9 protein-coding genes and 3 pseudogenes are annotated in these 15585 nt (G+C 33.2%); 8 read left to right on the top strand and 4 right to left on the bottom strand.

Annotated features, from left to right (window positions below):
* Positions 1 to 57 precede the first annotated feature (57 nt).
* The 5 genes from ABLV95_RS06520 to ccpA all read left to right on the top strand — a co-directional run bounded on the left by ABLV95_RS06520 (position 58) and on the right by ccpA (position 5328).
* Positions 58 to 552, top strand: a complete 495-nt coding sequence (locus ABLV95_RS06520) for a DUF948 domain-containing protein (RefSeq protein ID WP_460872732.1) — start codon at positions 58 to 60, stop codon at positions 550 to 552.
* An 81-nt stretch (positions 553 to 633) separates the two neighbouring features.
* Positions 634 to 1161, top strand: coding sequence for a hypothetical protein (locus ABLV95_RS06515; RefSeq protein ID WP_460876664.1), 528 nt, complete (start codon positions 634 to 636; stop codon positions 1159 to 1161).
* A complete protein-coding gene (locus tag ABLV95_RS06510) occupies positions 1121 to 2134 on the top strand; it encodes a hypothetical protein (protein ID WP_460876663.1) in 1014 nt (337 codons plus the stop codon). The genes ABLV95_RS06515 and ABLV95_RS06510 overlap by 41 nt, the downstream gene beginning before the upstream one ends.
* A gap of 696 nt (positions 2135 to 2830) precedes the next feature.
* Positions 2831 to 3922 carry a bifunctional 3-deoxy-7-phosphoheptulonate synthase/chorismate mutase gene (locus ABLV95_RS06505; protein ID WP_002507320.1) on the top strand — a complete coding sequence of 364 codons (1092 nt, stop codon included), beginning with the start codon at positions 2831 to 2833 and terminating at the stop codon, positions 3920 to 3922.
* Positions 3923 to 4338: 416 nt separating this feature from the next.
* Entirely contained in the window at positions 4339 to 5328 is a 990-nt protein-coding gene (ccpA, locus tag ABLV95_RS06500; protein WP_460872729.1) for a catabolite control protein A, read from the top strand.
* A 145-nt stretch (positions 5329 to 5473) separates the two neighbouring features.
* On the opposite strand, the gene ABLV95_RS06495 is transcribed toward ccpA, so the two are convergent.
* Positions 5474 to 6628 (bottom strand): acetoin utilization protein AcuC, encoded by a 1155-nt coding sequence (locus ABLV95_RS06495; RefSeq protein WP_427704229.1) that lies wholly within the window; start codon positions 6626 to 6628, stop codon positions 5474 to 5476.
* A 13-nt stretch (positions 6629 to 6641) separates the two neighbouring features.
* Positions 6642 to 7274, bottom strand: a complete 633-nt coding sequence (locus ABLV95_RS06490; protein ID WP_460876660.1) for an N-acetyltransferase — start codon at positions 7272 to 7274, stop codon at positions 6642 to 6644.
* 182 nt (positions 7275 to 7456) lie between these two features.
* Here ABLV95_RS06490 and acsA point away from each other — a divergent pair, with 182 nt between their 5' ends.
* Together acsA and ABLV95_RS06480 are read left to right on the top strand one after the other, a co-directional pair.
* Complete coding sequence (gene acsA, locus ABLV95_RS06485; protein WP_046465579.1) at positions 7457 to 9166, top strand: acetate--CoA ligase; 1710 nt, start codon at positions 7457 to 7459, stop codon at positions 9164 to 9166.
* A gap of 367 nt (positions 9167 to 9533) precedes the next feature.
* A pseudogene (locus tag ABLV95_RS06480) lies at positions 9534 to 11202 on the top strand (formate--tetrahydrofolate ligase).
* Positions 11203 to 11317: 115 nt separating this feature from the next.
* Here ABLV95_RS06480 and ABLV95_RS06475 read toward each other — a convergent pair.
* A pseudogene (locus ABLV95_RS06475) lies at positions 11318 to 12230 on the bottom strand (transglycosylase domain-containing protein).
* Between the two features lie 413 nt (positions 12231 to 12643).
* On the opposite strand from ABLV95_RS06475, the gene tyrS reads away from it, so the two are divergent.
* Positions 12644 to 13906 carry a tyrosine--tRNA ligase gene (tyrS, locus tag ABLV95_RS06470; RefSeq protein ID WP_460876658.1) on the top strand — a complete coding sequence of 421 codons (1263 nt, stop codon included), beginning with the start codon at positions 12644 to 12646 and terminating at the stop codon, positions 13904 to 13906.
* Positions 13907 to 14242: 336 nt separating this feature from the next.
* On the opposite strand, the pseudogene ABLV95_RS06465 reads toward tyrS, so the two are convergent.
* Positions 14243 to 15543 (bottom strand): annotated as a pseudogene (locus ABLV95_RS06465) (S1C family serine protease).
* Positions 15544 to 15585 lie beyond the last annotated feature (42 nt).

Raw genomic sequence — 15585 nt, 5'->3', positions numbered from 1 at the left:
AAATGATTTGGGTATTTATATTAAATAACAACATATGATTAATAGGAGGCGTTTTAAATGGAATGGATTTTACCTATAGTCGGTATTATTGCGGCGGTTGCTTTTCTTATTTTAGTAATTGGTATCGTTGTAATTTTACTTTCAGTTAAGAAAAACTTAGATCACGTTGCAAAAACTCTTGATGGTGTTGAAGGACAAATTCAAGGTATTACACGTGAATCTACGGACTTACTTCATAAAGCAAATCGCTTAACTGAAGATATCCAAGACAAATCAGATCGTTTGAATTCTGTAGTTGATGCAGTGAAAGGCATCGGTGAATCAGCTCAAACGTTAAATGGTTCAGTTGATAGAGTTACAAACTCAATCACGCACAATATTTCTCAAAATGAAGATAAAATTTCTCAAGTAGTTCAATGGTCAAATGTAGCAATGGAAGTTGCTGACAAATGGCAAAACAGAAGAAATCGTAGAGATAGTGCAAATTATAAAGCGAGCAGTGTAGCAGATGATTCTAATCATAGCTATACTACACGTGTAGATAATAAATAATTCGTATATTTAAACAAACAAATGCACTTAAATGAGGTATGAAACTTATTTAAGTGCATTTGTTATAGGAGGCATTCAATTATGAAGTACTATAACCGTGATAATTACGAAAGAAATGTAGAAAGTTATGAAGTGCCAGAATATTTTACTAAAGGTGCCAGAAATGAGTTTGTTTACGGATTTCTAATCGGTGCATTTATTGGCTCAGCTGTTGGATTAATTTCTATAAGCAAGTCACGCACTAAAGATAAATCTCAAGTTGATTCTGAAGATGACTCACGTTTTAAATCTAGTATTATTGAGCAGTCTGAAAGCGAACAAACAGATGCTGAACAACAAGTAGATAGTATTAAATCTACAGTCGCAGATGCGCAAAACAAAGATACTGAAGTAACAGATTCTGAACTAGTCGCTCAAAAAGCGGCGATTCAGCAAGAAAGTTCAGACAACAATTTAGCAGATACGTCACCACAAGCACAAGATCTACAAGATGATAATAATTTGGATCAGAGTGACGACACAACAACACATATTGATCCCAATTCAGAACCGACTGAGGACGAGGTCAGTGCGCAGCAGAATGCTATTAAAGAAGAAGCGAGCAGATAATAACTTAGCTGATTCCACTACTACACCTTCAAATAATAAAGGTACAAAAACTGCAGCTGCAGCAACAGGTGGTGCAATAGCAACAGGTAGTTTAGCTAAAGTTGCACAGGATAAAAAGCAATCATTAAATAATGATTCACAAGTTGCAGAAAACACTGATAATCTTTTGAAATCTGAAGAAACAACGAAAGGTGATAATCAAAAAGATGCGCCTAACTTAGTTACTAAAGACTCAAAAGAAGATGAAAGTAAAAATAATGATCATTTGAAAGCGGGCGCTTTAGCAGGTACTGTCACAGCATCTGGATTAGCGTTAGCAGCTAAAAATAAAAACAAAGCTTTAAATGACGATAATAAAGTTGCAGAAAACACAGCAAGTTTATTAAAACCAGAAACACCTAAACAAAGCACAAAAAAAGATGTGCCTAATTTAGTAACACCTAAAGTTGGTCATGCGGTAGAATCAACTGATAAAGTAGAAAACTCTGCAGACAAAAATAAAAGTAATACGATTGCAAAACCAGAAAAAGCAGAACAACGTGTAAAACAGACACATAAAACTGTAAGTTTCAAAGATGGTATTATTGTTCATAATGAAGCAGAAACTGGTCTTAGTAATCAAACTGCAAACAAAGTACAACAGAGCGAAGCTACTACAAATGCAACAGATAAAACATCATCATTTAAAGATGGTATCCTTGTGCATGATGAAGCAGAAACTGATATTAGCAACCAAAGTGCAAGTGAAGGGCAACAGAACGCGACCACTACTAATACAACAGATAAGACATCATCATTTAAAGATGGCATCCTTGTGCATGATGAAGTAGAGACTGATAAAACAACAGACGATAGTGAAGCACAACAAAGTAAAGGTGGACATAATGAGCCAACTTACTCTAAAAACAGATCGCAGTTGAAAAAATCAGAAAAAGCTCAAAGTAAAATAGACAAAAGAACTTTTAATGATTAATCATTACTAAAACTGAAATATAATAAAAGGAATCGAACATGTTTTGTTCGATTCCTTTTTAATTTATACTTTTTATTAGCTAGGTCATGTTAAGTGTAATACGAATTAGAATTTATTATACTCATTGAGCCTCTTAAAACGATTATGTTACTATTTTTGAAGTATTATAATTACACAAATAACTATGATGCATCTAGAACGTTATTTAAGTCATCTAGAATGCCTACAAATACTTTATTGCATATATTTGATTGATTAGACGATATAGCTACATTTTGATGCCTCAACGTGCAATGTGCTTTGCAAATTTATAATGGACGCTTAAAATTAATGCCAATCCTTTTTTAGTGCTTTTTAAAGCAAAAATAATTATGAGATAAACAATGTATTTATTTAATAAATGTTTGAGTAAATCATTATATAGAAAGTACAATTCAGCATTTATATGACAATAAATTGAATTAAATGAAACTTAAGTTAATAAATTATAGAAAATGAAAGAATAGTGTAAAATATTACTGGTAAATGACTGAAAATTCAGTTACCATTAGGGATATTCACTTACAGAAAGTGAAATTTTAACAATCATTACTTGAACTTATAAGTAGTTATTGTTAGAATTACGTTTAACAAATATTTTATCGCTTTAAAGCAGAATAAAATATCGATTTTAAATTTTTCATAGAGGTGAATAAAATGACAGACAAATTACAAGAATTCAGAAGCGAGATTGTTGATATTAATGAAGAAATTTTAAATCTTTTATCTAAAAGAGGAAAAATAGCACAAAACATTGGTGAGGAAAAACGTAAGCAGGGTACAGCAGTGTACGATCCTCAACGTGAAAAAGAAATGATTAATAAACTATTAGATAAAAATGAAGGTCCATTTAACGATAATGTGATTAAACAATTATTCAAGGAAATTTTTAAAGCCTCTACTGATTTACAAAAATCTGAAAATGAAAAACATTTATATGTATCAAGAAAATTAAAACCAGAAGATACAATAGTACAATTCGATAATGGGGGCATTATTGGAAGTGGTAATAAATCATTCGTATTTGGACCATGTTCAGTTGAATCTCAAGAACAAGTTGATGCAGTTGCGGCTAATTTACAAGCTAGAGGCGAAAAATTCATTAGAGGTGGTGCTTTCAAACCGCGTACATCTCCATATGATTTCCAAGGATTAGGTGTTGAAGGTCTTAAGATTCTTAAAAATACTAAAGACAAATACGGCCTGAATGTAGTTAGTGAAATTGTAAATCCTGCAGATTTTGAAGTAGCAGATGATTATTTAGATGTATTCCAAATTGGTGCACGTAATATGCAAAACTTTGAATTATTAAAAGAAGCAGGTCGTTCAAATAAACCAGTATTATTAAAACGTGGTTTATCTGCAACAATTGAAGAATTTATCTTTGCAGCAGAATACATTGCTTCTCAAGGTAATGAAAACATTATTCTATGTGAACGCGGTATCCGTACTTACGAAAAAGCAACAAGAAACACATTAGATATTTCTGCAGTACCTATTTTAAAACAAGGTACACACTTACCAGTAATGGTTGACGTTACACACAGTACAGGACGTAAAGATATCATGTTACCAACAGCTAAAGCTGGCTTAGCAGTAGGCGCAGATGGCATCATGGCTGAAGTCCACCCTGATCCATCAGTTGCATTAAGCGATAGTGGTCAACAAATGGATTTCGATGAATTCGAGAATTTCTATAATGAAATTAGACCATTAGCTGATATGTACAATAACAAACAATTAAAATAAGATATATATAAAGCCCTTGTTACGTTACTACTTGATTAGTAATTGTAATAGGGGTTTTTTGTGTCTTTATACTATTTTTGAAATGAATGAAGCATATTGAGGTAATTTATAAAATGCTCATGCTTTGGAGTGACATGCTAACTGAATAGCATATTTAAATATAAAATAAAAACTAAATGATGAATCATCAAATTACACTTGATTTTAATAAAAAACATAAAAATTTAAACGAAAAAGGTTTGTTTTCACTGAAAATAAGAAATATAATACATTTAGTAGGTTTATAATTTTATAAAATGACATAATTATGACATTCAAAACAAAACTATTTTACATTTAGTGAAAATATGGTAAACTTTGAAAATGTTATGAAAACAGAGTATAATAATAAAGAAATCGCTTTCAAGGAGGAAATTATGACTGTAACTATATATGATGTAGCTAGAGAAGCAAGAGTATCTATGGCAACTGTCTCACGTGTTGTTAATGGTAATCAAAATGTTAAACCCGAAACACGTGACAAAGTAAACGATGTTATTAATAAATTGAACTACCGTCCAAACGCAGTAGCAAGAGGATTAGCTAGTAAACGAACAACAACAGTAGGCGTTATTATTCCAGATATTTCAAATGTCTATTATTCGCAACTTGCTCGAGGGTTAGAAGATATAGCAACAATGTATAAATACCATTCAATTATTTCAAATTCTGATAATGATCCAAGTAAAGAAAAAGAAATATTTAACAACCTATTAAGTAAACAAGTAGATGGTATTATTTTCTTAGGTGGAACAATTTCAGAAGAAATCAAAGAATTGATTAATAAAACATCAGTTCCTGTAGTAGTTTCAGGTACAAATGGTAAAGATGAAGGTATTTCATCTGTAAATATTGATTTCAAATCAGCGACTAAACAAATTACAAATCAATTAATCGAAAACGGTGCAAAAACGTTTGCTTTTGTGGGCGGAGATTATTCTAAAAAAGCACAAGAAGATGTGCTAGTAGGATTAAAAGACGTCTTAGCAGAGCATAAACTTTCATTAAATGAAGGATTGATTTTTAATGGTAATGAAACGTATAAAGATGGTCTACGTGCATTTGATGCTTTGAAATCTGCTAAGCCAGATGCAATTTTATCAATCAGTGATGAACAAGCAATTGGCCTAGTTCATGTCGCTCAAGATGCAGGGATTAATGTTCCAGAGTCATTACAAATTGTAAGTTTTAACAATACTAGACTTGTTGAAATGGTAAGACCTCAATTATCTAGTGTAATCCAACCGTTATACGATATTGGGGCAGTGGGTATGAGACTTCTTACTAAATATATGAATGATGAAGAAATCGACGAGCCTAATGTGATTTTACCTCATAGAGTTGAGTATAGAGGTACTACAAAATAAAATTTTTGTAGATATAGCAAAGTATAATTAACAATCAATGTTATTAAACTATAATGAAATACAAAAAACGAAATTCTTATTAATTAAGAATTTCGTTTTTTATTTAAATTAAAGATTTAACTCAGTATATGTGATGTAGATTTATTTAAAACCAACTCAGCACTTGTTTAGCATATTTTAAATTGGTTTCCGTAATTTCTTTTTGTCTAGGTATGATGTGATAGTCAGTTTTTTCATCGGTCCAAGTTTGTGGTAGTTCGCAAGGTGCGTATTGTTGCCATTTTGTTAACCATTTATCAGGCAAACGACCAGTTTGTGGTTTTTCTCCGATTAAAGCTAAAAAAACGTGGCTCCAAGCACGTGGGACAACTTTCCAAATATTATAGCCGCCCCCACCAAACATTAATACTTTACCATTTGTGTATTTATCTGCTAAATCTTTAATGATATATGGAATTTGATATAGTGATTCAAGCGTACAGTTTAAATGCGTGAGTGGATCTAAGTAGTGAATATCAACACCATGCACACTCACAATGATATCTGGTTTAAATGAAGCTACTATAGGCTCTATCGTTTCTTTAAATATTTCCAGAAATGAATCATCTTCTGTATAAGGTTCAAGTGGAATATTTACTGTATAGCCAAAACCTTGTTCGCTACCACGTTCTGTGTAACGTCCAGAACCAGGGAAAAGAAATTTTCCAGTTTCATGTATCGAATAAATTAAGGCTTGATCATTTGTATAAAAACTCCATTGAGTCCCATCACCATGATGTGCATCTGTATCAATACATATCACGCGTTGCCCATATTTCTGTATGAGATAGGCGATTGTAACTGCAACATCATTATAAATACAAAAACCATTTGCACGGCCTGGTAGGCTATGATGTAAACCGCCACCTAAATGGCAACCATTGGTGATTGTATCATCCATGATGTGATCAGCTAAATTCAATGCGCCACCCACAATGCGTGCACTGTGCTTATGCATCATTCTAAATTGTAGGGTATCATCGCCATCTAATCCATACTTCTTAGCTTCATTGTCACTTAAAATACCATGTGAAGCACGTCTGATCGCTTGAATATAATCATGAGAATGAATTAATGATAATTCGGTATCATTAGCTATACGTGGTTTAATAATATGATGTGATTTTAAATATCCTAAATCTGTTAATAATTCTGTTGTTAATTTTAATCTCATTTGATTAAATGGATGGCTATTACTAAAACGATATTGCAGTATTTCATTAGAATAGACAAAGCCCGTTGATTGTTGCGTATTACTCATATGTTTCTCCCCTTTAAAAGAAAAAGCGATTCATAAATCGAATGTCATCAAATGCTTGTAATTGTTCTATAGAAATTCTTGAACCAATTCTTGCCATAAGACAATTAGCAGGATGACTTGTAATTTCTGGATCATCTGTTGCAAATACTTCAAGGCCCCCATAACCCATCAATTTCTGCATTAATTTTTTATATTCATACACATCAAGTCCAGAATTTTTCAAATCCCAATGCCAATAATATTCAGTAGTTAACACGATGTAATCTTCATATTCATCAGCTGCTAAACTGACTTTGATAAGTTCACTGCCTAAATGTAAATCACGATAGGCTAGGCTTAACTCTATAGCGCCTAATTCTATTAAGTATTCCAAATTACCACTAGACCAACGTTCTAATGGGTCTGGATAATGATAAGTGACATAGCCAATAATATGCTGTGAATTACGTAGTACAAAAATTCTGCCTTCTTCTAATTCACTAATTTCTTTTATGGCTTCAAATTGATCCGCAAGTGGGCGAAATGCAAAGAGCCCATCATCAAATGTCATAGATTCAAGGTTATTTCTTGAAACAGGACCTTCTATCACAAATGTTCCTTGCTCCAAATGATAAGTTTGAGATTGATATGTTTTTATATGTTCCATTTTTTCACTCCAAACTACCGCATACGCATACAGTAAACAATCTATTATAAGTCTATTATAAGTTAAAAAAGTTTAAAATAACACAATAATGTATTCGTTTACACACTATTATTTTGAAAATTTTGACAATGTTAGTTATAATAATTTTTAAGCAAGCGATTTCATTAAGAGGGGGATTCAAAATGAAAGTAGAAGTATACAAAGGGGAAAATGGAAATTTTAACCTACAAGACTATGAAAAAGAATACGCAAATTTTGACTGGAAAGAAATAGAAAAAGCATTTTCATGGTCAGAAACTGGTAAGATCAATATGGCACATGAATGTATTGACCGCCATGTGGATGAAGGTAATGGTGAAAAAATCGCATTACATTATAAAGATGATAAGCGTAAAGAAAGTTATACTTTTGAAGAAATGAAATCAAATTCTAATAAAGCCGCAAATGTATTAAAAGATAAAGCAAACATTGAGAAAGGTGATCGTGTTTTTGTATTTATGCCTAGAACACCAGAACTTTATTTTGCTTTATTTGGAATATTAAAAATAGGTGCAATTGTAGGACCGTTATTTGAAGCATTTATGGAAAAAGCTGTTGCAGATCGTTTAGAAAATAGTGAAGCGAAAGTGATTGTGACAACGAATGCATTATTGCCACGTATTCCTAAAGATAAATTACCACATTTAGAAACGATTGTAGTCGTAGATGAGGAAGTAGACAGTGAATATGTTGACTTTAATAGTGAATTTAAAAATGCGAGTGACCAATTTGAAACAGAATGGTTAAACTTAGATGACGGTTTGATATTGCATTATACTTCAGGTTCAACAGGCCAACCTAAAGGTGTATTACATGCTCAAAAAGCAATGCTCGTTCATTATATTTCTGGTAAATATGTACTAGATTTTAAAGAAGACGATGTATATTGGTGCACAGCTGATCCGGGCTGGGTGACAGGTACTTCATATGGTATTTTCAGTCCTTGGTTAAATGGTGTGACAAATTGTATCGTTGGAGGTAGATTCTCACCTGAAGCGTGGTACGGCATGATTGAAGAATATAAAGTTACAATATGGTATACGGCGCCAACTGCATTAAGAATGTTGATGAGTGCAGGCGATGATATTATCGACAAATACGACTTATCATCACTAAAAAGTATCTTATCCGTAGGCGAACCACTAAATCCTGAAGTAATTAAATGGTCAAAAGATGTTTTTGGTAAACGCGTCTTAGATACGTGGTGGATGACTGAAACAGGGGGCCATATGATCGTTAACTATCCATCTATGGATGTTAAATTAGGATCCATGGGTAAACCGTTACCAGGTATAGAAGCATCTATTGTTGATGATCAAGGTAACGAGTTGCCACCAAATCGAATGGGTAACCTTGCAATTAAAAAAGGATGGCCATCTATGATGGTTTCTATTTGGAAAAATCCTGAAAAATATGATTCATACTTTATTGGTGATTGGTATGTTTCTGGAGACTCTGCTTACAAAGATGAAGATGGCTATTATTGGTTCCAAGGTCGTGTAGATGACGTTATCATGACGGCAGGCGAACGTGTAGGTCCTTTTGAAGTAGAATCGAAACTAGTAGAACATGAATCGGTTGCAGAAGCAGGTGTGATTGGTAAACCAGATCCAGTAAGAGGAGAAATTATTAAAGCATTTGTTGCTTTACGCCCAGAGTATGAAGCTTCAGATGAACTGAAAGAAGAAATTCGCGTATTTGTTAAAGAAGGTTTAGCCGCACACGCCGCACCACGCGAAATAGAATTTAAAGAAAAACTTCCTAAAACACGTTCTGGTAAAATTATGCGTCGTGTCCTTAAAGCTTGGGAACTTGATTTACCTGAAGGCGATTTAAGTACAATGGAAGACTAATTAAACAAAAAAGTAGTTTTATTTTACTAAGTTTAATCATAAATATTTAACCTGTATTTCCAATGTGAAATAATACAAGCTATTTTATACTCCCTTTATATTATCAACTTTAAGTATGTGCTTTATGCTACACACTAAAGATTATGATGATATTCAGGGAGTTTTTTGTGTAAAATAACAATTTAAGCGTAACATAGGTCACATAAGGTGAATATATTCACTTATTATTTTGAAAGCGCTATCTCTATTAATCGACAACACAACATAAGTTAGTTAATATTAATATGTAAGGATTTATTTTTATCAGTAGTATATATGGGAAATATATGTATTGATTTAAAATTTATTTAAGAAGAGGCGAATGAATTTGGCACACTTATCTGATTTAGATATAGCAAATCAATCAACATTAAAACCGATTGGAGATATTGCTAAGCGGGCGGGCATACCCGCAGATGCATTAGAACCATACGGGCACTATAAAGCTAAGATTGATATTAATCAAGTTCAACAAAAAAATGGTAAGGGGAAAGTAGTATTAGTTACTGCTATGAGTCCAACGCCAGCAGGTGAAGGTAAATCGACAGTTACAGTTGGGTTAGCAGATGCATTCAACGAACTTAAAAAAAGCGTCATGGTAGCGTTACGTGAACCAGCTTTAGGTCCTATTTTCGGAATAAAAGGTGGGGCAACTGGTGGTGGCTATGCACAAGTATTACCAATGGAAGATATAAATCTACACTTCAATGGTGACTTCCACGCAATCACTACTGCAAATAATGCACTGTCAGCATTTATTGATAATCATATGCATCAAGGTAATGAATTAGAAATCGATCAAAGACGTATTGAATGGAAACGTGTTTTAGACATGAATGACCGTGCATTACGTAATGTAAATGTAGGTTTAGGTGGACCAACGCAAGGGGTTCCAAGAGAGGATGGTTTTAATATTACCGTTGCTTCTGAAATAATGGCAATTCTTTGTTTATCTAATGACCTTAATGATTTAAAAGCGAAAATCAGTAGAATTACTGTAGGTTATACTAGATCACGTAAACCTGTTACTGTAGCTGACTTAAAAGTAGAAGGCGCATTAGCGATGATTCTTAAAGATGCAATTAAACCTAACTTAGTACAAACAATTGAAGGCACACCAGCCCTTGTACATGGTGGGCCATTTGCTAATATTGCACATGGTTGTAATTCAATTTTAGCAACAGAAACTGCAAGAGACTTAGCAGATATTGTTGTAACTGAAGCTGGCTTTGGCTCAGATTTAGGTGCTGAAAAATTCATAGATATTAAAGCACGTGAAGCAGGATTTGAACCTTCAGCAGTTGTAGTAGTTGCGACAGTTCGTGCGCTTAAAATGCATGGCGGTGTAGCTAAAGACAACTTAAAAGAAGAAAATGTTGAAGCGGTTAAAAAAGGCATCGTGAACTTAGAACGCCACGTTAAAAACGTTAAAAAATATGGTTTAGAACCTGTAGTTGCGTTGAATGCGTTCGTACATGATACTGAAGAAGAAACACAATATGTACAACAATGGGCAAAAGAGAACGGTGTGAGACTTGCTTTAACTGAAGTTTGGGAAAAAGGTGGTAAAGGCGGCATCGATTTAGCAAATGAAGTGCTAGAGGTGCTTGATGAACCACAAGACTTCAAACATTTATACGAATTAGATTTACCACTTGAAGAAAAAATTGAAACAATTGTTAAAGAAATTTATGGTGGCTCAAAAGTTACATTTAGCGAGCAAAGCACAAAAACAGCTTAAACAATTTAAAGAAAATGGCTGGGATAATTATCCGGTTTGTATGGCTAAAACACAGTATTCATTCTCGGATGATGCAACACAATTAGGCGCACCTGAAGGTTTTGAAATCACTATTCGTGAATTAGAAGCTAAAACTGGCGCAGGATTTATTGTTGCATTGACTGGAGCAATCATGACTATGCCTGGTCTTCCTAAAAAACCAGCAGCATTAAACATGGATGTTACTGATGATGGACATGCAATTGGTCTATTCTAAATTTTAACTATTATATAATACAAACATATTAAAAATAGCTGTAAGGAAATCTATAAAGATAGATTTCTTCACAGCTATTTTTTTAATTGTCAGAGAAGTTTATGAACTAGACACTTTATTTTGTCATTAAATGTTGTTTGATATTGTATTTTTCAGCTTTTTTAAAGTCATAAGTAGTAATTTCACCTTCAACTAACATCCGTTTGAGCACATAGTGTTGGCGATCCAAACCAATTTGTATTTGAGCGTCAGATTTGAGTGAACCATCTGTTTCATAAGGAGTGTAATAATAAGGGCTTTGTAAAAGTCCAATCAGATAGGCTGATTCAGCGATATTTAAGTTTGTAGCTGCTTTTCCAAATAAACTGTAGGATGCTGAAGCGATACCTGTGATATCAGTGCCATTATAATCACGTCCAAAAGGCACGATATTCAAATAAGTATAGATAATTTCATCTTTGGTTAAAATCTTTTCAGTTCGCATAGATAGGATGAGTTCATTAGCTTTGCGATGATATGTTTTTTCGTTTGTCAGTAATTGATTTTTTACGAGTTGTTGTGTGATGGTGCTTGCCTCCAGTTGCAGCTTCTGTATTAAATATATCTTGACCAACAGCTCGAATAATAGCCTTTGGTAAAATACCATTATGATAGAAAAACAAGCTGTCTTCTGAAGAAGTTAACGCCTTTATCACATTGCTATTCACATGTTTTGGTCCTACGATAAGTGAATTTGTTGATCCATTGTATTCTGTTAAAATATGTTTACTGTTATAATTTATATCTTGACTACCGACAATGTTCAGCAATTTAGTACGTAATTCGTTATCTGACATGTTTACAGATTCATCAGTCAAACTTTGGAAGTAAAATACCGATATGGCTAATAGAATAATAAAGGTACATGCGAAAATTGCAAACAAGCCAATGAAAAGATGCTTTAATTTTTTATAGATAATTTCAAATTTAGAGAATTTAGAGTTATGTAAATGATTGTGAACATTATTTTCATGTGTTTGATTTTCCATGTCTGACCTCCTTACGTATGCAATATTATAACATAATATTTGATATTGACTTTTAAAATAGAGTTACTTATAATTAACATCAATTCGATATCGTTTTTGGATAAAGGAGAAGTAACATATGGTGTCATCTTCAGAGAGTTAGTGGTTGCTGTGAACTAACGATGATTCATATGTGAATACACCTTAATGATTTCACTCATCCAAACGTTTAAGTTAATGAACGTATCATTAATAAAGTTGTTTGACTTAAAGTATGGTGGTACCGTGCGCATGCGCCCTTACATTAATTTGTAGGGGCGTTTTTTTATTTTTTAAGTGTTATTCGGTCGCACTTGCTAAAAGTAAATTAAACTTTGGATGATATTTAAAATCTATTCGAAACAATATCTTAATAAATATAGGAGGTATATACAATGACAAATGCATTATTAGAAGATTTAAAATGGAGAGGCTTAATTTATCAACAAACAGACGAAGTCGGTATAGAGAATGTATTGAATAAAGAACAAGTTACATTATACTGTGGTGCCGATCCAACTGCAGATAGTTTACACATCGGTCATTTATTACCATTTTTAACTTTACGTAGATTCCAAGAACATGGGCATCGTCCACTCGTATTAATCGGTGGGGGCACAGGTATGATTGGTGATCCATCAGGTAAATCTGAAGAACGTGTCTTACAAACAGAAGAACAAGTTGAATTAAACGTTCAAGGCATCAGTGAACAAATGCATAAAATTTTCGAATTTGGTACTGATAAAGGTGCTAAACTGGTTAATAATAGAGATTGGTTAAGCCAAATTTCTTTGATTGATTTCTTAAGAGATTACGGTAAACATGTTGGTGTGAATTACATGTTGGGTAAAGACTCCATTCAAAGTCGTTTAGAATATGGTATTTCGTTCACTGAGTTCACATATACAATCCTTCAGGCAATTGATTTTGGTCATTTAAACAACACTTACAACTGTAAAGTACAAGTTGGTGGTTCTGATCAATGGGGCAATATCACAAGTGGAATTGAATTAATGCGTCGTATGTACGGCCAAACAGAAGCTTACGGACTGACGATTCCATTAGTCGTTAAATCAGATGGTAAAAAATTCGGCAAATCAGAAGGTGGCGCAGTTTGGTTAGACGCTATAAAAACGAGTCCATACGAATTTTACCAATTTTGGATCAACACTACAGACGATGATGTAATCAAATTCTTGAAATATTTTACATTCTTAGAAAAAGAAGAAATTGAAGCATTAGAAAAATCGTTAAATGAAGCACCACATTTACGTGAAGCACAAAAAGCCTTAGCTGAAAATGTAACACGTTTCATCCATGGTCAAGCCGCATTAGACGATGCAATGCGTATCTCAAAAGCATTATTTGCTGGTGACTTACAATCATTGTCGGCTTCAGAATTAAAAGCAGGATTCAAGGATGTGCCACAAGTTGAATTGAGCAAAGAAATAACAAATATTGTTGAAGTAATTGTTGAAACTGGTATTTCATCGTCTAAACGTCAAGCACGTGAAGATGTGAATAACGGTGCAATTTATATCAATGGTATAAGACAACAGGATGTGAAATATGAATTAACAGCTGACGATAAAATTGAGAACGAATTTACAATTATTCGTCGTGGTAAGAAAAAATATTTCATGGTTAATTATAAATAATATATATAAAGATAGAAGAATAATACGATATTTAAATTATCGACAAAACAGCCGACAATGCCTTAGGACTTTGTCGGCTGTTTTTGTTTAGCTTGCCTCAGCCTTTATTCTTCGGCTAATACATTTTTTCCACAGGAGTCGGCTAAAGTATTGTCATTTTTTAATGAAAATTGTCTCATGGGAAAAGTGCTTTCTGTAGGATAGAACTGAGTTTAATTTTTATCATAATTATTAATTTGAATAAAATGGAATAGGCCTGATTGTTATGTAATAAAAAACCAACCAAGTCAGATTAATTTACTTGGTTGGTTCAAAATAGGTATTCTGTTATTGTTTTTAATTAAACGGTGAAGTATTTTCACTTTCTTTCTCAGATGACTCTGAAGATGTTGATTTTTGTTCTTTTAATGGTACTTCCACTGTTTGCTCTTTACCATTTCTTTCAATAGTCATTTCTACTGAATCACCAGGTTTTTTATTTTCATATAAATAAGAGCGTAAGTCTGTGTCTTCTTTAACTTTTTTATCGTCTATCGCAGTGATGATATCACCTTCTTTAAGCTCATTATCAGCATGAACTTTGGCAATGTAGACACCATCTTTGCGTTTTGTATTCAGTTCTTCTTTATATTGTTCTGGTATCTCACTTACATTGAGTAAACTAATTCCAATAGAAGGGCGCTCAATCTCGCCATTTTCTACAAGCTCTTTAATGGTAACTTTAACTTCATTACTTGGGATTGCAAAACCAATACCTTCAACTTGTTCACTTGCAATCTTCATTGAGTTAATACCTACGAGATTACCATTAATATCAACGAGTGCGCCACCTGAATTACCAGGATTAATTGCCGCATCTGTTTGTAATACATTTACTTTATTGGTACCGAGCAGATGTTTTCGTATCAATTGTGCGTTCGCTAGCAGAAATAATACCTGAAGTCACTGAGTTAGCAAATTGTAAGCCTAAAGGATTACCCATTGCAAAAACACTGTCTCCTGTTTTTACTTTTGAAGAATTAGCAAAATCAATTGCTTTTGTACCTTTTGTATCATTGATTTTTAATACTGCTATATCTGTTAACGCATCTTTCCCAACTAATTTAGCATCGACTTGTTTAGAATTATGTAATTGTACTTTAATTTCATTTGCACCATCAATGACGTGGTTATTCGTTACGATATATGCAGAACCATTATTTTTTTGATAAATAACACCTGATCCAACACCAGACTTCTTCTGATTTAGAAGATTCACCTTTCAGTAAACTATCTAAATTCTGAGCTTTTTGCATATTAATAACGCCTACAATAGCAGGAGAGACATCGTTAATCATTTGATTCACAGAATCATATTTTTCACTTTTTCCATCAAGTGTATTGCCACCATTGCTACTATTAGAAGCGTCTTGAACGGAAGACCCGTTATCATTTAAACCTGTGCTTTCCATAATTTTCCCAATGCCTAATACCAAAAGCGCACCTATAATACCGGCAACTAAGGCCACGATTATTGTTTTAAACCAGGGGAATTTGGCTTTATGTTTTGACCTTTTATTTTGAGGTTGTTGCGGTTGTTGCGGTTGACGAGGGTTTTGAGTTTCATTAGAGTTATTATCGTTATTAAAATCTGACATACTTTACCTCCGATTTATTCTATATAACCTATTATGCTAGGT

The organism is Staphylococcus sp. Mo2-1 (assembly GCF_046721385.1).
GTDB lineage: Bacteria > Bacillota > Bacilli > Staphylococcales > Staphylococcaceae > Staphylococcus > Staphylococcus equorum_A.
This window is presented reverse-complemented; position numbering and strand designations above follow the sequence as displayed.